The 22,673-nt window shown below is 51.7% G+C and carries 22 protein-coding genes and 2 pseudogenes; 7 read left to right on the top strand and 17 right to left on the bottom strand.

Annotated features, from left to right (window positions below; translation table 11 throughout):
- Positions 1-12: 12 nt before the first annotated feature.
- From QJT81_07255 to QJT81_07245, 3 genes are all read right to left on the bottom strand, one after another.
- Positions 13-453 carry a molybdenum cofactor biosynthesis protein MoaE gene (locus QJT81_07255; GenBank protein WGZ95776.1) on the bottom strand — a complete coding sequence of 147 codons (441 nt, stop codon included), beginning with the start codon at positions 451-453 and terminating at the stop codon, positions 13-15.
- A 2-nt stretch (positions 454-455) separates the two neighbouring features.
- Positions 456-689 carry a MoaD/ThiS family protein gene (locus QJT81_07250; GenBank protein WGZ95775.1) on the bottom strand — a complete coding sequence of 78 codons (234 nt, stop codon included), beginning with the start codon at positions 687-689 and terminating at the stop codon, positions 456-458.
- Between the two features lie 70 nt (positions 690-759).
- The gene (locus QJT81_07245) at positions 760-1,632 is read right to left on the bottom strand and encodes a YihY/virulence factor BrkB family protein (protein WGZ95774.1); all 873 of its coding nucleotides are present in this window, start codon (positions 1,630-1,632) and stop codon (positions 760-762) included.
- Positions 1,633-1,712: 80 nt separating this feature from the next.
- Between QJT81_07245 and QJT81_07240 the strand changes: the two genes are divergently transcribed.
- Positions 1,713-1,910 (top strand): hypothetical protein, encoded by a 198-nt coding sequence (locus QJT81_07240; protein ID WGZ95773.1) that lies wholly within the window; start codon positions 1,713-1,715, stop codon positions 1,908-1,910.
- Here the strand turns inward: QJT81_07240 and QJT81_07235 are convergent.
- Together QJT81_07235 and QJT81_07230 are read right to left on the bottom strand one after the other, a co-directional pair.
- Entirely contained in the window at positions 1,907-7,285 is a 5,379-nt protein-coding gene (locus QJT81_07235; GenBank protein ID WGZ95772.1) for a CHAT domain-containing protein, read from the bottom strand. The genes QJT81_07240 and QJT81_07235 overlap by 4 nt on opposite strands.
- Before the next feature lie 141 nt (positions 7,286-7,426).
- Positions 7,427-7,687, bottom strand: coding sequence for a hypothetical protein (locus QJT81_07230; protein ID WGZ95771.1), 261 nt, complete (start codon positions 7,685-7,687; stop codon positions 7,427-7,429).
- Positions 7,688-7,715: 28 nt separating this feature from the next.
- Between QJT81_07230 and QJT81_07225 the strand changes: the two genes are divergently transcribed.
- Entirely contained in the window at positions 7,716-9,227 is a 1,512-nt protein-coding gene (locus tag QJT81_07225; GenBank protein WGZ95770.1) for an IS66 family transposase, read from the top strand.
- On the opposite strand, the gene QJT81_07220 is transcribed toward QJT81_07225, so the two are convergent.
- Together QJT81_07220 and QJT81_07215 are read right to left on the bottom strand one after the other, a co-directional pair.
- Entirely contained in the window at positions 9,224-10,519 is a 1,296-nt protein-coding gene (locus QJT81_07220) for a hypothetical protein (protein ID WGZ95769.1), read from the bottom strand. The genes QJT81_07225 and QJT81_07220 overlap by 4 nt on opposite strands.
- A gap of 116 nt (positions 10,520-10,635) precedes the next feature.
- Entirely contained in the window at positions 10,636-10,767 is a 132-nt protein-coding gene (locus QJT81_07215) for a hypothetical protein (protein ID WGZ95768.1), read from the bottom strand.
- Between the two features lie 61 nt (positions 10,768-10,828).
- Here QJT81_07215 and QJT81_07210 point away from each other — a divergent pair.
- Positions 10,829-12,153: pseudogene (locus QJT81_07210) on the top strand (UPF0236 family protein).
- 57 nt (positions 12,154-12,210) lie between these two features.
- Here QJT81_07210 and QJT81_07205 read toward each other — a convergent pair.
- Together QJT81_07205 and QJT81_07200 are read right to left on the bottom strand one after the other, a co-directional pair.
- Positions 12,211-13,259, bottom strand: a pseudogene (locus QJT81_07205) (IS630 family transposase).
- Between the two features lie 22 nt (positions 13,260-13,281).
- Entirely contained in the window at positions 13,282-14,445 is a 1,164-nt protein-coding gene (locus tag QJT81_07200) for a BON domain-containing protein (protein ID WGZ95767.1), read from the bottom strand.
- A 224-nt stretch (positions 14,446-14,669) separates the two neighbouring features.
- On the opposite strand from QJT81_07200, the gene QJT81_07195 reads away from it, so the two are divergent.
- Positions 14,670-15,668: a hypothetical protein gene (locus tag QJT81_07195; protein ID WGZ95766.1), complete on the top strand. Its 999-nt coding sequence runs from the start codon at positions 14,670-14,672 to the stop codon at positions 15,666-15,668.
- Positions 15,669-15,684: 16 nt separating this feature from the next.
- A complete protein-coding gene (locus tag QJT81_07190) occupies positions 15,685-16,449 on the top strand; it encodes an energy transducer TonB (GenBank protein ID WGZ95765.1) in 765 nt (254 codons plus the stop codon).
- Positions 16,450-16,502: 53 nt separating this feature from the next.
- On the opposite strand, the gene katG is transcribed toward QJT81_07190, so the two are convergent.
- The 8 genes from katG to QJT81_07150 all read right to left on the bottom strand — a co-directional run bounded on the left by katG (position 16,503) and on the right by QJT81_07150 (position 21,350).
- Positions 16,503-18,680, bottom strand: coding sequence for a catalase/peroxidase HPI (katG, locus tag QJT81_07185; GenBank protein WGZ95764.1), 2,178 nt, complete (start codon positions 18,678-18,680; stop codon positions 16,503-16,505).
- 81 nt (positions 18,681-18,761) lie between these two features.
- Entirely contained in the window at positions 18,762-19,118 is a 357-nt protein-coding gene (locus QJT81_07180; protein ID WGZ95763.1) for a hypothetical protein, read from the bottom strand.
- The gene (locus QJT81_07175) at positions 19,091-19,387 is read right to left on the bottom strand and encodes a hypothetical protein (protein ID WGZ95762.1); all 297 of its coding nucleotides are present in this window, start codon (positions 19,385-19,387) and stop codon (positions 19,091-19,093) included. The genes QJT81_07180 and QJT81_07175 overlap by 28 nt, the downstream gene beginning before the upstream one ends.
- A 73-nt stretch (positions 19,388-19,460) precedes the next feature.
- On the bottom strand, positions 19,461-19,652 hold the full coding sequence (locus QJT81_07170) for a hypothetical protein (protein ID WGZ95761.1): 192 nt from the start codon (positions 19,650-19,652) through the stop codon (positions 19,461-19,463).
- Between the two features lie 11 nt (positions 19,653-19,663).
- On the bottom strand, positions 19,664-20,212 hold the full coding sequence (locus QJT81_07165; protein WGZ95760.1) for an energy transducer TonB: 549 nt from the start codon (positions 20,210-20,212) through the stop codon (positions 19,664-19,666).
- A 78-nt stretch (positions 20,213-20,290) separates the two neighbouring features.
- A complete protein-coding gene (gene exbD / locus QJT81_07160) occupies positions 20,291-20,674 on the bottom strand; it encodes a TonB system transport protein ExbD (GenBank protein WGZ95759.1) in 384 nt (127 codons plus the stop codon).
- The gene (gene exbB, locus QJT81_07155; GenBank protein WGZ95758.1) at positions 20,671-21,105 is read right to left on the bottom strand and encodes a TonB-system energizer ExbB; all 435 of its coding nucleotides are present in this window, start codon (positions 21,103-21,105) and stop codon (positions 20,671-20,673) included. Before exbB ends, exbD begins: the two co-directional genes overlap by 4 nt.
- A 128-nt stretch (positions 21,106-21,233) precedes the next feature.
- Positions 21,234-21,350, bottom strand: coding sequence for a hypothetical protein (locus QJT81_07150; protein ID WGZ95757.1), 117 nt, complete (start codon positions 21,348-21,350; stop codon positions 21,234-21,236).
- Positions 21,351-21,464: 114 nt separating this feature from the next.
- Between QJT81_07150 and QJT81_07145 the strand changes: the two genes are divergently transcribed.
- Positions 21,465-21,602: a hypothetical protein gene (locus QJT81_07145; protein WGZ95756.1), complete on the top strand. Its 138-nt coding sequence runs from the start codon at positions 21,465-21,467 to the stop codon at positions 21,600-21,602.
- A 394-nt stretch (positions 21,603-21,996) separates the two neighbouring features.
- Positions 21,997-22,638, top strand: a complete 642-nt coding sequence (locus QJT81_07140) for a peroxiredoxin (GenBank protein ID WGZ95755.1) — start codon at positions 21,997-21,999, stop codon at positions 22,636-22,638.
- The last annotated feature ends 35 nt before the right edge of the window (positions 22,639-22,673 follow it).

The raw sequence follows: 22,673 nt of genomic DNA, 5'->3' as shown, positions 1-22,673 counted from the left end.
TTAGTGATGACTTCATCCGGGCGTATTTTTATCCACCCAGCGTACTGAACCATCCGTTAAGGTTTCACGCTTCCAGAAAGGTGCGGTGTGTTTAAGGGTTTCCATCAAGTGGCGGCAAGCGTCGAATGCCTCAGCCCGGTGAGCAGACCAAACAGCGACCAATACAATCGGCTGAGCGGGCGCAATTTCCCCGACGCGATGCACCACCAGTGCTGCATCCAGCGACCATTCCTGCACCGAAGCCGCCACCAGCGTTTCTAACTGGCGCTCGGTCATACCGGGATAATGTTCTAAATACATGCCGGTAACATCATCACCTTCATTGAAGTCCCGCATCGTACCGACGAAAACAGCCGTTGCCCCCGCTCGTGCATCCAAAGGGTGCTGGCTTTGCCATTCAGCAAGGTATTGCCAAGGATCAAACGGCGCTTCCCGCACTTCGACGTATTGCATCCTCAACCTCCGGTAACCGGGGGGAAAAAAGCCACTTCATCACCCGGTTGTACCAGGCTACTGGCATTAGCGTAGGTTTGGTTGATGGACATCAGCACATTTCCCGGTAGATGAGATTCGCCGCTGCTGCGTTGCCACACCTCTTGTAAGGTCAACGGCATGTCACTTTCCAACAACCGCTGGCTTTGCCCGATACGCTCACGCAGACTGGCAAAAAATAGTACTTTAATAGGCATTTATGATGACTCCGCTTCCAGTTAGGCATTAAGTTTAATGGCTTTAGCGGTTTGTAGTAAGCGATAGTTCTTAAGTATGCAGGGTAGGCGGCGGATTCTCTGCGTTGTCCATATCTTGCCGTTCATATTCCGCGATGACTTGCGCCCCAAACAGCAGAATAATGGCGGCAACCTCCAGAAACAGCAGTGCAATCACGGCGGTGGTCAGTGAACCGTAAATAATATTGACCATCGACAGGGTAGAAAAATACCACACCAACAGGTGGCGCGTGATTTCCCATAAAATCGCGACACAAAAACTGCCCGCCAGTGCATGGCGAAAGCAAATATTGCCCACTGGCATCACCATGTAGAAGGAAGCCAGCAGTAGCGTCAAACCGACAATACCGAACCCGTACAAAATACTGCCGGTGAAACGGTCGAGTTCCAGCGTCCAGAACAGGAGGGTTACAACTTCACCGTGCAGCAAATCCAGCGCACCGCTAACGATAGTAATGAGCAGGATAGCGATGCCCAGCACCAGAATATAGGCATACGGGATAATGGCTGACACCAGAAAGTGGCGGCGGTGGATATTAACCCGGTGAAAAAAAATCACCGACATAGCATTTTCTAGCACAGTAAACGCCATGGAACTGAAAAAGATCAAAATCACCAACCCGATCCAACCCACAGCCTGTCGGTTTTGCAGAAAGAGTTCCATTTGGTAGGTAATCACCTTCGCCTGTGTACCGAATATTGGGCTAAGGTTACTTTCGACAATGTTCAGCAATTGCTGTTCGTTGATCAGGTGAGACAACGCCACAATCAGCAGGGTGAACAGCGGAATAATGGATAATAAAGTGTAATAGGCAATTGCACCCGCCAGCAGGATGCCCTGATTGGCACGGAAACTAATCAGCGCCCGTTTCAAAAATGAAAGGGCGCGTCTGACTGGTGACATTAAGGGAGGCTCTCCTGCGATAGATATGCAGTTAATGCTACTATTGTTCTCATCAAATACACAGTGACAGTACCCACATCATGATGAATCTACTTGCAGCCATTGGCTTTGTTCTCGTTCTATTTGGCATCACCACACTGATCATTGGTGGCATCCGCTACTTCTTTCCCTTTGTGGAAGACTACATCCCCGAAGAATTCAAAAAACCGCTTACCATCCAATTCTCAGCGTATTACCTGCTCGCGGGATTATTGCTACTGCTGATCCAACCCACCTAAACCGATAGTTTTTCTTCTATCTCCAATAGCGCCACGACGACAGGCTGTAATTGCTGTTTTTCTTCCTGAAACTCACTCAGCATCGTGCGTAAAAAGTCCAAATGTTCCCGCACAAAGCGTAATTGCCGGGGTGCTACCCCGCGCCCAACCGCTTGCACATAATCGGCGATCACTTTCTGTACTTGGGTGGTTTCATTCAGCCGTGCGCCAATAATGTAATGCAGCAAGCTGTATTCGGCTCGCGTAATCCCCGAACAAAACGAAACTGCGCCACGGTCGCTTGATTCAACACATTGCCGTGCCTGATCCATCCAATGCTTCAACTCTTGCCGATCCAATTGCTTCACATGCCCGCGCAAGTAGCGCACCACTTTGCACGTCAACCAATTGATCAGCGGATACCCCGCCACCGTATGCGTTTCCTGCAAAGCAAACTCATGGGCACGCTTGTAAGCTTGCTCCATCTCACGTAACGCATCCGCACGTTCCTCGCCCGTTGTCATTAATGCCTTACGCTTCCAAAACTTGCCGACCTCTTCAAAACGTTGCAGGCTGTTGCCCAAACCATCCAGCAACTGGAGCGTTTTGAAACTATCATCCATCAACGCAGCGGGGGAACTTGCCAAGCGTGTAGCAGGTGCTTCCACCTTGCCTTGCGCCCATGCCAAGGCCCAAGCGGTTTGCAAGCTCACTTTGTCTTCCAGCAAAATCACCGGGTAATCGGCTTGTGGCGAATCCAACGCCGCTTGGTACGCATCCAACGCCGGAGCAAACAAATCCAGCTTGCCGTAAGCCCTCCCCAAGGCATACAGGATGTCGGCATGAGACAACCATTCTGCCGGAATCGCCCGATGCAATTGCTGCAAACGTTCCTGCAACCACGCAATATCACTGGTCTGGGCAGTATCCGCTGCATGGATCAGGTTTTGCAACTCAGCAACCACCTCCACTTCTGCCACGAAACGCCAGCTATCGACCGTCTTATCGCTACCGCTGGTATCGGGCTGACGGCTTAACAGTTTGTAATCAGGATCACCGTAACATTGGTAAGCCCCCCAAGTATTACTCTGCGGGTATTGCTGCCAGGTTTCACGCCGAGCCATCAACGTCGCCATGCCAAACGTATACCCTTGCAACAACGCGTTGTAGCATTGTTCAGCAAACACTTTTGCCGCATTGTCATTGATGGCCCACCCTGCTGCGATAACCGCTCTCACCCCCATACGGATAAGTTCTTGCGCCAAACTCGCTGCCAATTTGCTACGGTCGCTGCTGACGGCGGTTTGCACCTCGGCACTCATGAAGTCCATTTGAGCCAAATGGCAGCAATTGATGAACGCTAATTCCGGTACTTTGCGCATTTGCCCAATTTCAACTGGCGTCAGGAAAATGCCATCACCCAACACCATCCCGCTCACTTCCACGGTACTGTCAGGGTGTGGGCGATAGCGGTACACCCCGTGCCCTGCCAGATGCAATACCCGGTAATCCCCCGTGTGCAAGGCTTTCAAAATCGCTTGTGAATCGGTGCCGATTTCGCGGGTCACTTTGCTGAAACCGCCTGCTTCTAGCAAATTAGCCACCGTTTCAGCCTCTTGCTTAGCCGCTGGCAACCGTACAAATTCACCCTTAACCGGCGGATCACCAATCACCAACGCCGAACGATCCACGGGATTCACCACCCGCTGGCGGTATTGTCCCACCTGCAACTGACGCACCAAGCCAAAGCGCACGGAAAGCGGTTGTGATTCATGATCAAAACGGTTGTACAACAATTCCCACGGATAAGCTGACGCGGCGCTATCCAACACCATCACCAGATTTTCAGCATTCGGTGCTTGCTCCTTCATCGCCGCCGGTAACAACAATTCAAATAAGATTTTGCCCGTATCCGGGTCATCCGCGTTGGAAGTAATCGCTTTCTCAATAAATTGATCCACTAACTTACGTTGCGTGGCTTGCAACACCAGCTCGGCGCGTGCCTTGTCAGTCAGTGCCGTGTATTTCAGGCCATCAGCGCTGGCCTCGACTTGAATCCGCCGCCACCAACCCGGCGGATCGTTATACATCACCCGACGACGTTTACCCGGCAAACATTGCATTAAACGCTTGACGTTGAAATCGTTGCGAAACTCCGGCAGCAACACCAAATCTTGCACCAATCGTGCCGCCTCCACCGCACGGTCTTCATACAGTTCGATAAACTCGATCACTTGCAAACGCAAACGCAAACGCAAACCACGTTCGCTCTTATCCAATGCCTGATTGGCATGAGTCATGCCACGCAATATTGCCGTAATCGAATCCGCTAGGGTGATGCTCCCCCCGCCAACCGTACCGATCAGCAACGTTGCCACATGGACTGGCACTGATTCCGCCTCGGCCTGTGTGGTGCTTAAAGGCACGCGCTCCAATTCTTCCCGGATTTTCAGGGAATAGGCCATCATCGCCCGTGTGAAACTGGCGGTTAACTCCCCGGTGGTTAACTTGCCGACCTCACCCAAACCCACGATGACCGCGCCCCCCGGCTTGTGTCCAGGATTCAGGAAAACGTATGACGTACCCAGTTCCCCCGGATACAAGCCCATGCGGTGCAATTCACTGAGTCGCCCATGTAAGCGCTTATCCAGCAAGGCTTCCGCGCTGATAATCGAATCCCCCTCGTAATGCCCCACCACAACGGGATGCGCCACTTGTTCCAGATTGCCATGCACCACACGCACTTCCACTGGCTGACGCACTTCCTCCTGTGTCATGCGCGTATGGTAGCCCAACGCGGCTGCCAGCAATTCCTGTTCATCCGGGAATAATTCGCTGCGAATCGTCGGCAGCCATTGCCCCACCGCCTTACCAATCGCAGGCGGCTGGGTTTCCAATTGGCGCGACAAACCATCATCCAGCAAATATTGCAAGGTTTGGAAATACTCACTGTGGCTGGTCATACGCCCATGTTCCACTGGCAGATACCAGGTTGGCAATTTGGCGGGCAGTTCTGCCCACAAGGTTACGCCATCCCCGGCTCCACTGGCATGAAACCGTAAGCTACCGTTGTATTCTTGCACATCATCCGGGGTCAGGCTCGCTTTGCCATACAGGTAAATAATGCGTTGGGTATCCAGCTCCACCGCACGTAAATGTTCACGCACCCGCCGCGCATCCGCCAGTAAGTTGCGGGCAGGCCATGCGTGAAAAGCCTCGCCTAATAAGGTTTGCCAACGGTCTTCGTGCAAATAAGCGGCAGGCAGCAATTCCAGCACACCGGGGTAACGCGCAAACTGCTGTGCCAATAATTGCCCTTCGCGCTCATCCATGCGCCCGTCCAGCAAATTCAACAAGCTCAGCAAACGGTGTTGCCCTAACAGGATTTGCACCGCTGCATACGTTCCCTGCAACGGCGTACCCAACATCACCACCCTGCAATCCGCTTCTTCGCGCAGCCGTTGCCACACGTTAGGCGACTCACTCATCAGCGCCAAAGCCACCAAACCGCCACTGGAATGTGCCAGCAAACGCAACACCAACTTGCTATTGCTGGCTTTGGCTTTATCCAATTCTTGCTCTAGCGCATCCCCCAAACGTCGCCCAGCTTCAGCGAAGGAGCGCCGCCAGTCGTAGTCAAATTCCACGAGCGTGTGACTGGCTTCCAGCATCGTCAGCAAGGGGCGATAAGGCGCATCCAACACACCATTCGGCTGCACACCGGCACTGTCCATTTGCAGGCGGGAAAAATCGCCCCAACCCAACGCCGACATATCCAACCACACCGGCGTACCGTTAGCCTGTAGACTCGACCCCATAAAACCGGGCAGGAAATACACCGTGCTGCGTTTGGCTTTTTGCCCACTACGGTTAGCACGCGCTACTGAACGTGTGACCGGCGTTTCCGTCAACAACGGACGTAAGCGCAAATCGCTATCCGGGTGTTGCAACGCGCTAATCAAACGTTCGCGTACTTCGCCCTTACGAAAGTAATTAAAGTGGCTGCTATCATCGCCCTGATCCAGATAAAAACGCATCCCGCGCAACCGCCGCGCTCCGCCGTACATTCCGGCGGTATTCACCACAAAATCGTTTTCCTCACCGAAAAAGCGTTGCGTCACCCATTCCTTAAAATGCCCCAATACCGTTGAGGCACGCATCTCCCCAGAAATCACCGTAATGTCAGAATCGAGCTGCACATCGGGGCGATTCAGCAAACGTACCAAGGGGGAAGTCGGCATCATCGCTTCTAAGCCCGGTAACTCTTGCGGGTTGGTACGCTTGCGGGCAGTCGCCATCAACACCATGCGCACAAACTCTGCCAACATCTGAAACCGGGGTGCAGGAATAAAACTCAACACATTGAAAATGACTGACAGGTTATCTTCGAGACGTTCCGAAGCCAACACCGTACCACGTCCCGGACAAGCCACCCGTGCAAAGCGTTCTACTCTGATTTGCTTGTCATTGAGCAAGGCCGCGATTTCCTGCAAGCCTTGCATATCTTGTGTGCGGGCATGATGTTCAAAGGGCTGGAGTTCTGCACGCGCAAACACCTCGTCACTGTCCAAAAACTTATCGCCAGAATCACGGGTTTTGCGTTTCAACCCCCCTTGGCACAGCAATTCGCCCACCAAACCACCGCGTGAATGGCTAATCAGGTGTAAGCGTGTATGCGGCGGCAACAAGCGCAAGACTTGCAGTGCATTGTGCACCGGGCTGACGGTGAGCGTGTGGTGTTCCAACGCCAACACTTGCTGACCATAAGGCGCAAACAAGCGTTGCAACCATGCAGCCGCGTTGTAACCTTGACGGGATTCCCACAATTCCCCGAAACTGCCATCGGTACTGGAAAACGTGCCATGCAAAAACAGTAACACTGGCTTGCTGGTGTCGATGTCTCCGGCTTGCGTGATTAATTCCAGCTCCAACTTGTCGGTACTGGCACAACGGTACACACCGGGTTGAGGAATTTTGCGGGTTTCCAGCTTATCGACTAACAGTTCAGACAGGGCATCGCTCATGTCACTGACCGGATCAACTTTGAGCAAGCGTAGAAACTTTAATACCAGACCGACAGCCCCACGCTGATTACTCACCTCAAAACTGGCAGGCGTAAGCATGAACTCACTCGTAGCGGAGCGACTCGCCTCTTGGGTAGCTTGTGCGCGTAAATCCCCTGCCCGTACCCAACGTTTAAAACCGCCTTCAAATTCCAGTTCGACTAAGGTGTCGGGGTCAATGTCTTTCAACTCGACGCTTTTACCGCCACTGCGTAAGGCTTCCAGTGTGACTTCTTGCTGACAAGTAACCGTCAGAATATCGGCATAATCATTGCTGGTTTTATGTGGAAAGTCTTGCCCGGTTAACTTGCCACTGATCTTGATGGATTCCATGCGTCCCCCGCATTATTTTTCGACTGACTATTGTGTAGTACAAAAACAGGGGTTCTACCATGGTGCGGTGCGCTGTTGTAGAAAAAACCCGACCCAACAATTGCTCATGCTGGGTGGGTTTCAGAGAATGGATGGAGTAATTTAATCCGTCACAACATGGATAAAGTGATGAGTATCACCGGCATCGCGGCATACTACGATATTGCAGTAATGAAACAAGATACCCGTATTAGGCTCAATATTCCCGACATCACCACCGACAGCCACAAAACCTGCTCTAGGGACGCCACAATGGCTAGAACCCAATTTGTCGTAAGTAGCAGGTTGCAGGCTGATGGAATCGTAACCTTCCAACGTTGCACAATCATGCTGATAGTCACGTAACTGTTCACGAGCTTGCAACTGCCACAGCTTGAGCTATGCTTGATGAATGAACGATCTGACCATCACCACCGATTTTACCGACATTGCGTTGCCCACCGATTTGGCAGCCTCCCAGCAGCTTAACCGTGATCTGCTGACGTTGGTGGTTGCTTTGCAAGCACGGGTCAAACGACTGGAAGCGGAACTGACAGAACTAAAAGAACGCCTGAATGACTCCTCCAGTAACTCCTCTAACCCACCCTCACGGGACACGCCCGAACAACGCGCCCAGCGCGAACGCAAACCCAAAAGCGCGCTAAAACGCGGCGGTCAGCCGGGGCACAGCAAACATGAACGTGCCTTAGTGGAGGAATCGCGGCTGGACGCTATCCAGCACTATTATCCTGAAGGCTGTTGCCGTTGTGGGGGTCATCTGGCGATGGAAACCACACCGAGCCAGCGTCATCAGGTGTTTGACCTGCCGGAAGTCGCTTACCATGTAACGGAACACCGCCTGTATGCGGGTACGTGTACTTGCTGTGGGAAACGTCAGGTAGCTGAGTTGCCCGAAGACGTCCCCAGTGGGCAGATGGGAGCAGGATTGATCAGTTGGATTACCCTGATGAACGGGGCTTGCCGCCTATCCACGCGGCAAATCCAGTTACTGCTGGAAGAACAATGGCAGTTATCCTTCAGTAGCGGTGCGATCAGTGAAGCGACTGCACCCGTCAGCGGTTGGTTAGCGCCTTTATATGCGCAGGCGGGTGAAGCGGTGCGTAGCAGCCCGGTGGTAAACGCGGACGAAACCAGTCACTACCGTGGGCGCGAACGTGAATGGTTGTGGGTGATGTGTTCGCCACAGGTGGTGTACTTCATGACGCATTACTCACGCGGCAAAGGCGCAGCGGATGAATTGTTGGGTGCATTCGATGGCATACTCGTGACCGACCAGCACGGCGGCTATAACCACCACCCCACTGAACGGCGGCAACTGTGCTGGGCGCATATCATCCGCAAGTTCAAAAAAATGGCACAACGTTACGGGCGTGCAGGCATCTTAGGGAAACGTTTACTGCGTCTGGCACGCCTGATTGTCCACTTACATAACCGCAGGCTCGCAGGCGCTTACGCTGACAGACTCTACCGGCAACGCATGGATAAACTCCGCGAAGCCTTCCGCCAGACATTGTTGGCAGGTAGCGGCTTACGGCAAGCACAACATCCTGATAAGCCCACTAAAACCGCCAACCAGTGCCAACGTTTACTGGATGATGAGCTTATGTTATGGACATTTCTGCGTCATCCCGGTGTTCCTCTGACCAATAATGCCGCCGAACGTGCCATCCGCCCCTATGTCATCTGGCGTAAGACCAGTTTTTTCAGCCAATCTTTCCGGGGCGACCAATTCCGCCCGTTAATACTGACTATTGTGGAAACCTGCAAACGCCTAGGTGTCAGCGCTTACCGAATTATCCGCCAGGCGTGCCAGCAGGCACTGACCAAAAAACCAGTGACGGTGCGTTTGCCGATTCCTCCACCGCAAGTACTGAATCCGGTTACTGGATTTCTTGCCGCTTAAGGGGAGCTGTTCCGTGAACAGTTACGATAGTCACTACCCCATAAGCGGCTAACGGCACGGGGGTTACGCCCGTGATAAGCGGCTTTCACTTGTTGCACTAAGCGTTCAAGCCAATCACTTGCCTGATCAACCACTGGATCAACTTCAGCAGCGGAAACAGTGTTCGCCAATACACCCACACCACCTACAACAGCGGTAGCCTTAACCACATCCAAGAAGCCACTATCCGCATCCACACTGACATCAGGCAATACGACTTCTGGCACTTGCAATGAAGTGTCAGGCAGATCAAGCGCTGGTGTTTTCAGAGATACATCCGGTACATCGAGATCAACTTCTGGCAGATCAACCTCTGGTATTTTCAGGGACACATCCGGCACACCAAGATCAACTTCTGGCAGCTCAATATCCATCTCCGGTAAATCAGGGATCGGCTTGTGCGGGTCAACCCCACTCAAATCCAACGTGGGAACATTTACCTCAACATCCGGCACATCAAGGCTTGGCGCTTTCCATGATACCTCTGGCACATCAATCTCCGGTGCAGCAAAAGCGACTTTAGCAGCTACGCCAGCACCCGCAGCAACCACTGCGGCTTTTGCAGCATCCCACAAACCACCGTTTACATCCGCATTGACATCCGGCACATCAACCTCTGGTACTTTCAAAGACACATCCGGCACATCAAGATCAACTTCTGGCAGCTCAACCGCTGGTACTTTCAAAGACACATCCGGCATATCGAGATCAACCGCTGGCAGGTCAACGTCCATCTCCGGTAAATCAAGGATCGGCTTGTGCGGGTCAACGCCACTCAAATCCAGCGTGGGAACGCTCACCTCAACATCCGGCACATCAAGGCTTGGCGCTTTCCATGATACCTCTGGCAGCTCAACCTCTGGTGCTTTCAGAGAAACATCTGGCACATCAATCTCCGGCACTTTCAACGACACGTCCGGTAAATTAACCTCCGGCTTCTTCCAAGACACATCCGGTACATCAACACTGGCATCAAACTTATCACGTGCGGCTACCACCGCTCCAACCGCTGCGGCTGCGCCCCCCACCACTGTCGTTACGGTGGGTACATTCACACGCATAGAACCATTCTCACCAACCGCCACTTTCGGTCGATAGGTTTCAGGCGCATCTATAGGGCGATAATTATGCAACACTGGTGCTTCCACCTCAGCCCTGCGGCACAATAAGGATTTCAGGAAACGACCAAGAAAATATCCCAGCACAAAAGCCGCGAGCAACCACAGTAGTGCCTGTATCAAAAACATCGTCATGATTTAATCCTCTTTCCCTGAGCGTGAAAACCAACCCATTACCAAGCCGAAGACAAACGTCAGCAAGAGCCACATGAACAATTCTGAAAATAAATACAGCATAACGTTATCCCTCCTTACTCAGGGTTGATGTCAAAGGTAATGCGACGATTCTGCGAGCGCCCAGCTTCATTATCGTTTGAAGCAATCGGCTTGCTTTCACCAAAACCAGCGCTCTTGATCAAAGCACTATCAACGGGTGTGAACAAAAGTGCGGTGTCCTGTAGACTAAGATGGCATCCCCTAAAACCAGAGAAAAAGGACTTTCCCATGTTGACAGTTAGCTCCCGCGACCAAAAACTTTTAGAAGCCTTGAACCGCAACCCAGCATTAAAAGCTCGGATGGAAGGGCTAATCGAGGTGGTTGAAAATGCCGGTGATGACATTATCAAAGCAGCAGACGCCGAACAGCGGGTGATAGAAGAACTGCGCCAAATGGGAAATGATGCGATCACTGCATGGGCAAACAAACGTGTAGAAAAATGCACAGCCCCAGCCTGTGAAGAAGGCATTGGGAAGTATGTAAAGAGTGGAAAAAAAACTGTCATTGGCACACGACCTACGGAAAAATCCACATAAGCGAACCGGTCTACCGGATTCCCGGCAAGCGTGTCCGCCCCTTTAGCCAGAGTGCCGAGGTTGTTTGCCGAGGCTGTTCGCTCCCGCTGCAACGGGCGGTGACGGACTTTGGGGCGGACTGTTCATTTGCTCAAGTGCCTGATAAATTAGAAGAACATTACGGGATACGGCTGGCATCCAGCAGCATCCGACACATCACCGAAGGTCACGCCAAACGCATCCATGAATCCCAAGTGTTGATAAAAGACTATCCAAGCACGTTGGGAAAAGCCTATGTCATTGCCGAAATGGACGGCAGCATGATCCCCATCGTCGAGATTGACGAAACAGCCCCCGACAAGCGCAAAGGCAAAAAGGAAAGCTGGAAAGAAGCCCGCCTGTGTCTTGCCCACGCCAAAGGCAGTGCTACGCCAACGTTTGGCGCAATATTCGGTGGCACGGTAGAAGATGCTGGAAAAATCTTATTCGACACCGCCTGCCGTGCTGGATTTGGAAAAAGCACGTTCCTCCATGCGGTGGGTGATGGGGCAAGCTGGATCAACCGTCAAGTGGATGAACAATTTGGCACACAAGGACATTACCTGATTGATTTTTATCATGTTTGTGAATACCTATCAGCAGCATCCGCAAGCTGTTCATGCCTCAAGGACAAGGATAAATGGTTTGCCAAACAGAAAAAAGCCCTACAGGATGGTCAAGCTCAAGCGGTCATCGACACACTGAAACCTTTCCTCGAAGCAGAAACGGTAGAAGACAGTAACGCCCCAGTACGAGCTTGTCACCGTTACCTGAGCAACCGCATTGAGCAACTGGATTACCCGACAGCAAAATCCCTCGGATTGCCCGTGGGGTCGGGCGAAATAGAAAGTGCACACCGTTACATCATCCAGCAACGCTTAAAAAAATCGGGGGCATGGTGGAAAAGTGATAATGCGGCGGATATGTTGGCGTTGAGGGTCATGCGGGGAAACCAGCAATGGAAGCATTATTGGCGAAACACCGCTGAGGCGGCATGAGGTTTACCGCACTTTTGTTCACACCCACTATCAACACCCTGCTTGACAAGGTATACCTTACAGCGTCAAGACCTGAACATTTTTAAAGGTTTGAAAATTTGTTGTCATCAACTGGGTCAGTTCTTTCTTGTGATCGGTATCCAGCTTGTCGAGACAGTTGGTGATGGCCGCCTTGAAAGCGGGAAACTTATCATAGTATTTCGAGTACAAGCATTTTTTCTTGACGAACTTCCACAACCGTTCAATCAGATTGAGGTTGGGTGAATAGGTCGGTAAAAATAATAGTTCAATATTGAGCCTTTTCGCACAGGCAAACACGGCTTCACAGCGTTGATACTTGGCATTATCCAAGACCAAAGTGATCGGTATTTTGAGTGCTAACGCTGCAATTTTTTCCAATAATTCACACACGCTGTTAGCGTTGATATAGGAGTCGTTAGTGATCGTGATGAGTTGTAGCGTTATCGCATTGAGTGCGCCCAATACGTTGTAGCGTTGTCGACCACAGGGGGCTTTGATGAATACGCGGGAAAATGACCACAAAAACCCCAGAAACGGTGCTAACACGAAGTGGGCGGCATCGACAAAAAAAGGGCGCGTTTGCCCTCCTTAGCCTCCTGAATGCGCGGTTTTAGTTCATTTTCCAGGAACTTTTCTTGTGCTTCCACATCAGCTTTGGCGGGTATCATCCCCACTTTATGGATGTCCATCCCTATTTTCTTCATAAAGACACGTACCCTGTCCTCACTGCGTTTGATGCCTGTCAGCTCCTCAATCTTAGCGGCTGCCGCCTTGCTGGTTGCGGGGGGATATTCACGAAAATAGGCTTCAATCTTGTCTTTATATGCCATCAAATCACTCTGTGGTTTATTGAATCGTATTTCTTTAAGAGCTTCTAAACCGTTAGGTTGTAGGTAGGCGTTTAGGTAGGCAAGCAGCGTGGCTTCTGTAATCCTTTCCAATCGTTTGATTTCCTTATGCGTCAACTGTTGGGATTTCAGGTACAGCACGGACATTTTCTTACGGACTCTGGGATGAGGATGGCGCTCCTTCCAGTAGAACAGCTCCGCTATCTCATCCTCAGTGAAAGTGATTTTTAATGTCATACATTACTCATGGCTGCTTTTGTTACCAGTCATCTAACCATATTTCCTTGATCAAAAAAACTATTTTATGGCACGGACTGGTATAATCCTTCACTGCACCTGCACGTTGTTCACTCAACTTCTGATTGTAAGCATCGTTACCCACGTTATCGGTATGCCCACTCACTTGAATACCACGACCGGCAATCACATCCTTACACGAAGACACGATTCCAACCAAGGAATCCAATAACGCAATACTGTCCCGCTTAATGGCCGACTTATTGGTTTCAAACAAGATAGTTTTGCCTTGCATGGCATCATTCAGTTGCTGCTGGCAATCCATCACCGCTTGCTCTTCTTGCGCAGGAACAGCCGCTTTTGCAGCATCTGTTGCTTGAGCCGTTTGAGTTGGCTCTGACGCTTCGACCATAAGCTGATCCGTTAAGTTATCGCCCAACACTTGCTGGGCTTTAGCTAACAAGGTGGCTTTATCGGCATCCGATGGCAGTTGACCACTGATGCTATTACCGTCTGCTGATATGTTGAGAACAACATTTTCCAAACCTTGCAAAGCAGGTAACAAGCCTGACAAACCACTCAGCCAACTAGCAGGCGCAATACCGTCAGTCAATTGCAGTTGGTTATCGACTTGTGCAGCACCATACACGCCTTGTGCGGCACTCACCGCTGCATCAATGTCTTGCTGCGACCCCATCACACCTTGCAAAACCACTTTACCGTCGATTGTTTGAAGGGAAAAGCTTGGAGGCGTTAATACGGCTGGGGCTTGCGCCGTTTGTGTGCTTTGGGCGGCATCAGCAGACGCTTGCGTGGTAACAGGCAATGGGTCAACGACGGGTGCTGTCGCCACAGGTTCAGGCGTCGCCGCCACTTCAACTAAGTTCTGTACTTCACGAACACCGTAAACACCTTGGACAACCTTAAACGCTGCATCACGGTCAGCTTCTGAAATTGCCATACCGTTAAGTTGGGCATCACGCCCTCGTTGATCAAGATTGACTGTAGCCCAATCCATACCCGCAGCCTTCAATGCGGCTGTACCACGGGTTGTCAAATCCGCTTCAACTGTTCCCTGACGTGCACCTGTCATCAGTAAAAACAGTAAGGGTAAACCTAACAAGGTCAGTAACCACCACCACAGCGCAGGCAATTCGCCGCAACAGCAAGAGCGTTTTTCTTCCATAACACTATCCTTTGGTTATATTGTGAATATCCAATAGTCAGTGTAGTAGTATTTTTCTTACTAAATTTTTTAAAATACCAAGCAAACGGGTAATTTTTTCCGTCTACCGGTATTATGCGTTTAAGAGGGATTCATTACCCCCAGCAGCGCTTTAACACTTGACAACAACAACAGCCACCGCCATAACCATCACCCCTTTCACGACCATACAAGGTGCAACCTTCATGCTTTTCACTACATCGCCAGAAGCTTTCAAAACCCGCTTTGCCGATGGTTTGCAACAGATGCTTACACCCGACGGCTTAGGCGCATTTATTTTGGTACTCGCCAACAGTATGCAGGATGCGGAATTGCGCCAACGGCTCGACAAGCCATTGCACCAGACCTTTGCACAACTGCAACAATGCAAGCCTGATGGCCCGGTGGATGATGTCGCCACCTTCGCCGCGCTACTGGAAACTGGCATTGAGATGTTCTCTGACTGGGAATATGAACGGGTTGAACCTTGGGAATTGGTGATCAATCCATTACGTAGTCTGCGCCCTGCACGCGTATCGGGTGAGGTATTCAGCGAGATGTACCAAGGATTTGCCGTCGACAAATTTCATTTCAATAAGCCCTTCCTGCGCCCAGAAATCTTGTGGGAAGGCATCGCAGAAGGCATGAATTTGCGGGTATTGTATAACAAATTTTCATTTGTACCTTGGCACATGCTGATCGTGCCTGAGCCACTCGCCACCCTGCCGCAATTTCTGACACAACATTACCATGAACGCATGATGGCATTGACGACCAACACAACCACATACTTACCGGGTTTTGGTATCGCCTTTAATAGTGTTGGGGCTTATGCATCCGTCAATCACTTGCATTTTCAGGGATTTATTCGCCCCTTACCCTTTCCGGTGGAAGCCGCTCAGTGGCAACATAACGGCGGCACACAAACCTACCCGCTGCACTGCTGGCGTGCCGATTCTGCACAAGCCGCATGGGAAATCATTGAAGGGTTGCATCGGGCTAATCAACCTTACAACCTGCTTTACCGCCCAGGAGGGTGTTACATCATGCCACGCAAGGGGCAAGGCACCGTGAGCTTACCGGACTGGCTGCAAGGCATCGGTTGGCACGAGGTATGCGGCGTCTTTACCTTAGTGAAAAAACACACGGCTTTGCGCATGGAGAGAGAAGTATTCACACAGGCATTGGCTCGCTTAGCTGATTGAACAAAGGGTAATAATTGTGAAATACCACCTGACCGGTTTTGGCGTTTCAGCTTTGGTACATGTCAGCCTATTGCTGGCTAGTCTGCCGTTGTTACTGTGGCAGGATAAGCTGGGAAAGGTGGAGGAGCTGCACCCCATACCATTGTCATTGGCACAATTTGCTCCGCCCCCCCTGCCACCCGTAAAATCGCCAGCACCTCAAGCGGTAACCGAACTGCCCAAACCGGAACCTAAGCCTGTCGAAAAACCTAAACTCAAACCAGAAAAGAAGCCTGTCGAAAAGCCTAAACCTAAACCAGAGACAAAGGCAGCCGACAAACCCAAGCCCCGACCACAGCCCGCACGCGAACGCGAGCCGTCACCGACTCCATCACCACCAGCCGCCTCAGCATCGGTTGCCCCTGTTGTTCCGCACCCAGTAACACCTGCCCCGCGACCAGCAGCCAAGTCTGTTCCCACGAAACCGGCTCCCGTAGCAGATAACAACGCTGCCGAAGCCGCTTACCGCCAAAAACTGCAAAACCTCATTGCCACGCGCAAGCAATACCCGCGTATGGCAATAAAGGAAGAGGTAGAAGGCACGGTGACAGTTTCTTTCACAATGTTGCCGAATGGCACGATCACCGGGGCAAGAGTGAGTCAGAGTTCTGGCAATGCATGGCTGGATAAAGCAGCAGTACAAGCGGTGAATGCCACATCCGGTGCATTACCCTTTCCGGTAAGTATTAACAAAGCACGGTGGGATTTTGCCCTAAAGGTGAATTTCAAACTGGATTGGTAGTAAAAGCGGCATCACCCATGACTGGGCAACACCGCTCCCGCCTTCACTCAACCTCAAGCCAAATCAAAACGGTCGAGGTGCATCACCTTACTCCAAGCCGCTGCAAAATCATGCACGAACGTCGCTTGTGCGTCGTTCTGCGCATACACTTCGGCTATCGCCCGCAGTTGAGAATTCGAGCCGAACACAAGATCAACCCGTGAACCTATCCACTTCACATCACCTGTGGTGCGATCACGTCCCTCAAACACATTCGCATCGTCAGTAGGCTTCCATTCAGTACGCATATCCAGCAAATTCACGAAGAAATCCGTGGTAAGGGCTTCAGGCTGCTGGGTAAAGGCAGCATTCAACACTCGCATCCCACCGACTAGCACGGTCATTTCCGGTGCAGTCAGCGTCAGCAATTGCGCCTTATCGAGCAACATTTCTTCGGCTGTCACTGAGTATTTGCCTTTGAGGTAATTGCGGAAACCGTCTGCCACTGGCTCAAGTACAGCGAAGGCTTCCACATCAGTCTGTTCTTGGGTGGCATCTGTACGCCCCGGTGCAAACGGCACGGTGACAGTATGCCCTGCATTCTGTGCTGCCTGCTCCACTGCTGCGCACCCACCCAATACAATCAGGTCAGCCATTGAGACTTTTTTGCCACCCGTTTGCGCTGCATTGAACGCGCTTTGAATACCTTCCAACACGCTCAATACCTTGGCAAGTTGCTCAGGCTGATTCACTGCCCAATCTTTTTGAGGGGCAAGACGAATCCGTGCACCGTTCGCGCCCCCGCGCTTATCCGAACCCCGGAAAGTGGAGGCTGAAGCCCAAGCCGTTGTGACCAGTTCGCTAATGCTCAACTCAGATGCCAGAATCTTGCTTTTCAGATCAGCAATGTCTTGCGCATCAATCAACGCATGATCGACTGCCGGAACAGGGTCTTGCCACAACAACACTTCCGCTGGTACTTCCGCACCGAGGTAACGCGAACGCGGCCCCAAATCACGGTGCGTCAGTTTGAACCAAGCACGAGCAAACGCATCGGCGAATTCATCAGGATTCTGCTGGAAATGCCGCGCAATCGGTTCATAAATCGGGTCAAAACGCATCGCCATATCCGCCGTGGTCATAATGATCGGCACACGTTTGGCTGGGTCATCTGCTGCTGGGGCAAGATTGCTTGCGGTCGCGGTTTTGGGAGTCCATTGCCATGCACCGGCGGGACTTTTGGTCAGTTCCCATTCGTTATTGAATAACATATCTAGATAGCTGTTGTCCCACTGGGTCGGCGTTGGTGTCCACGAACCTTCCAAGCCGCTGCCGATTTGGTCGCCACCTTTGCCGCTGCCAAAGCTGCTTTTCCAGCCTAAGCCCATTTGTTCAATGGCTGCGGCTTCCGGCTCAGCACCAACGTGGGTAGCACTGGCTGCGCCGTGGCATTTGCCGAAGGTATGTCCACCAGCCGTGAGTGCGACGGTTTCGTAGTCGTTCATCGCCATGCGGGCGAAGGTTTCGCGCACATCACGCCCCGATCCGAGCGCGTCTGGGTTGCCGTTGGGGCCTTCGGGGTTCACGTAGATCAAGCCCATCTGCACCGCTGCGAGTGGGTTTTCCAGATCGCGTTCGCCGCTGTAGCGTTTGTCGCCCAGCCATTCGGCTTCCGCCCCCCAGTAAACATCTTCTTCAGGTTCCCAAATGTCTTCGCGCCCACCCGCAAAACCGAAGGTCTTGAAGCCCATCGACTCCAGCGCACAGTTGCCAGCGAGGATGAACAAGTCAGCCCATGAAATCTGGTTGCCGTATTTTTGCTTGATCGGCCACAGCAAGCGGCGTGCCTTGTCGAGGTTGACGTTATCCGGCCAGCTATTGAGCGGGGCGAAACGTTGATTGCCGTGACCCGCACCGCCACGCCCATCGCTGATGCGGTACGTGCCTGCGCTGTGCCACGCCATGCGGATGAACATTGGCCCGTAGTGACCGTAGTCGGCAGGCCACCAGTCTTGCGAATCGGTCATTAGCGCGTAGAGGTCTTGCTTCAAGGCTGCCAGATCGAGCTTTTTGAATTCTTCGGCATAATTGAAATCTGCACCCAGCGGGTTGGATTTGGCAGTGTGCTGGTGCAGGATATTGAGTTTCAACTGGTTAGGCCACCAGTCGCGGTTGGATGTGCCACGCCCAGCATTGCTGGCGGCGGGTGTGTTGGCATGTCCCATAACAGGACACTTGCTTATGTCACTCATGGTGTTCTCTCCTCGTGGTGATTGGTGTTGTGTAAAGCTCCTTAATAGTTTTAGTCTTTTTGCATCAATCCATCAAGCTGATTAAAACGAACATATCATTCTATTTTTTATCAGAAATGATTGTTCGCGGCTGTTGTACGGCGCAAGTTTGTACACTTCATCGGTAAAAGCATCATCGAAATACAATTGCGAAGTGAATTCCTGCGCCTTACCGTCGGCAGTGTCTACCCGGACTTTGACGTGGATATGCACGGTGCGCCCCGGATACCAGCCGGGGTAAATGGTGGTGAACGTCACTTTGCCCTCAGCATCTGTCACCTGATAACCCCGCAGGAATTTCTTGCCAACGGTGTTGAAACTGGAATCCTCCACATCGGAATACACACCGTTAGCATCGCAGTGCCAGATGTCTACAGCGCTCTGGACAAAGGCGAGCAAGCTGCACCATTGACGGCATGGATACGTAATTGCAGTTGCAAGGGAATGCCGGATACGGTTGTGCCGTCGGTGGGATCGGTGCGGATGTCGGTACGGTTGAGCATTTCATCAACGAAATACGGGCCTTCCATTTGTTCGGGGGTAATGACACAGGCGGGTGGAGTGGCAGCACTGGCGGGTTGCCATGTGGCACGCCATGCCAGCCAAGCAACTCCGCCTGCGCCCATTGACAGTAATACCTGACGGCGCTGGCTGTTGATGGTTTCCATTGCTCAGTTCCTGATAATCAATAGAATTAACAGGATGCCTGAAGCACGCAACAGACACAAATAACACTACACGCTAACGTTTCACCGCTGGGCTGGTGGGCGAATGAAATGTCATGCAATCGTTCATCGACGTTCCCGAACACCCGTAGTTGATCGGTTTAGCACCCGCAGCTTGTTCCTTTACAGGATCGTTAGCACAAGCCCCCAACATGCCGCTTAAGGTAATGGCTATACACGTTTGCCAGGCTTTGGCTAATGATTTCACGAGAGTTCTCCTCAATTGATTCTGAAATTGACCGGTACTTGCACGATGGATTCGATGCTTTGCCCACCACGGGTCGCCGGTACAAAGCTCCAACCGCGAACCGCTTTGACCGCAGCAGAATCCAGTGAGTCATTACCAGAGGATTTCTGAACTCTGGCAGCTATCACGCTACCACTGGGGCTAACGTTAGCACGTACAATGGTAGTGCCTTCCGTACCCGATTCCAGCGCACGGCGTGGATACTCCGGTGGGCGCGGTGGGCGGCGGTAACGCGGGTTGGTAATCACCGGCACTTCGTTTTGAGCCTGTGCTGCCGCACGCGCAGCGGCTTCTTGTTGCGCCTGTTGACGTGCTTGACGCTCGGCGGCTTCACGCTGTTGCTGTTCGCGCATTTCCTGTTGGCGTTGCTGCTCTTCCCGCTCACGACGCGCCTCCTCGCGGCGTTCGCGCTCCTCTTGCTCCTTACGCAAATCCTTTTCTGGCTTAGGTTTGGGCAAGGGTTTTTCCACCTTCTTTTCCGGTTTCGGCTTTTCCTTGGGTTTAGGCTTAGATTGCGGCAAACAGGAGCGGCATTAGCAATAACGCCAACCCAATATGCACAGCCGTGGAAACACCAAAGCCGCTGATATGATTGGTTTTCATGGCGCTTGCTGTGCCTGTATCGAAAGGTTATTGAGTTTCTGTGCTTTCAGCAAATCAATCAATTTGACGAAATGCTCAAACACAGCCGCTTTATCAATGCGCAATACAATCAGGGTTTCTGGCTTAGCTTGTACTTTGAGCTTTTCAGCCATTTGTTCCAGCGTGATTTTTTCTTCACCAAGGAAAAACTCATTCTGCGCATTGATGGCGATTTCCAACGGTTCGTCGTCGTTCGACGGTTCGCTGACTTGTGCGGCAGTGGGCAAATTAACCGGAATCAGCCCTTGCGACACAAAACTTGCCGTGGTCAGGACAATCGCCAGCAACACCAACATAATGTCGATGAAGGGGATCATATTGATCTGGTCAAAGCGTTTCATGCGTAACCATCCTGCAAGGCACTCCAACGCGCTACCAGCACATCCACCTTACGCATTAAGCCGTTGTAAAACAGAATGGCAGGAATCGCGACGAATAAGCCAGCAGCGGTAGCCTTCAGTGCCATTGCCAGACCTAACATAATGCTGTTCACATCCAGCTTGCCTGCGCTTTGCCCCATTTCGTGGAAGGTAATCAAAATCCCCAACACTGTGCCTAACAGCCCCACATACGGCGCATTCGCACCAACGCTGGAAATGGTGGTCAGATTGCGGGTCAGCGCGACTTTCAGCAACTCAATGTGCTTGAATTCCGCCAGTTTAATGCGCCAGAAGTAAATGTAACGCTCCACCGCGAACGCCAGCATAATAAAGCTCATAAAGCCCAGCGTGCCTAGCACCATGTGATCCAGATACAGTTTGAGAAATTCCATTGTGTTAGTAAAACCTCGTAAAGTTAAGCGCAGGGTTTTACTGAACCTTGGCTACCGTGGCTTTTGGGGGGATGGCTAATGGTGTCAAGTAAATCTGCGAAAGATGGTAATTGTTACTATTTACATTTTCAAGCACTAATCTCAGTTAATACCGTGCGCTGCTGAATGTCCGTCAAAGTACGGCAACCTGTCAATGCCATCGCCACCTCCAATTTTTCCCACAACACGCGCAATACATGCGCCACGCCCAGCGCCCCGCCGCTGCCAAACCGTAAATCAGCGGGCGACCAATCAGCACAGCACTTGTACCCAATGCCAGCGCTCCCTCAAGGGGCGAGGGGAGTAAGAAGGAGATCATTATGTTGAAAAAATTGACCGTTAGTTTGCTTCTGTTGTGCAGCACCCAAGTGCTGGCTAATGAAGTGAATGTGTATTCTGCTCGTGAAGAACAGTTGATCAAGCCGCTGTTGGATGCGTTCAGCAAAAACTTTGCGTGACCCTGCTAATCAGTGGTTTGGGCTGACTTACCGCGCACGGTGTTGTTCTACAATCCCGCCAAGGTACAGGCGAAAGCTGGGGTGCGTTCAAAAGCGATGCGCTGAACTTGTCCAACCTTGGCAAACACAACGCACAGGCGGTGATGATCATGGATAAGGTGGGTTGGAAATAGCGCATTAGTGGCGAGCGGCGTACCGACTGAGACGGTTACGCTGCCGCTGCCATCAGGGATACGCCGATATTAATCACAAAATCGAACGAATCATCCCAAATAATCCATTTCACAAACGAATCAGTATTTAATAATATACCGATCATGGAAAGCAAAACGATCGACTAGCAAGATCAATCTTTCTTAGATGACATCAACTGATCACAGTAAAGGATACTGAAATGGAAAACATGACAAACGCTATGCCACGCATTAACGAGCCAGCCCCGACATTTGAAGCCCGCACCACCCACGGTGTAAAAAAGCTGGAAGATTACAAAGGCAAATGGCTGGTACTGTTCTCACACCCGGCTGATTTCACCCCGGTTTGCACCACCGAATTCATGGCATTTGCCAAACGCCAGAGCGAATTCGCCGCGTTGAATTGCGACCTATTGGGCTTATCCATCGACAGCTACTACAGCCACGTCGCGTGGGTACGCAATATCAAGGAAAAATTCGGAGTGGAAATCGGCTTCCCGATCATCGAAGACCTGAGCATGAAAGTGGCGAATGCCTACGGCATGATCCACCCCGGTGCAGCGGATACGTCCGCCGTGCGTGCCACCTTCATCATCGACCCGAACGGCATTATGCGGGCAATGGTGTACTACCCAATGACCAACGGGCGTTCGATTGATGAATTCCTGCGTTTGGTTGCAGCTTTGCAAACCTCGGATGCCAACAAAGTAGCAACCCCAGAAGGCTGGCAACCGGGCGATAAAGTCATCGTACCACCGCCGCAAGATGTCGCAGGCGCAGAAGCCCGCATGAACGAAGGTTACGAATGCACCGACTGGTATTTCTGCAAAAAATCGCTGTAATCATACCGAGCTAACGCCTAAGCAAAGCGCGGCCT

Source organism: Candidatus Thiothrix putei, from assembly GCA_029972225.1.
GTDB lineage: Bacteria > Pseudomonadota > Gammaproteobacteria > Thiotrichales > Thiotrichaceae > Thiothrix > Thiothrix putei.
This window is presented reverse-complemented; position numbering and strand designations above follow the sequence as displayed.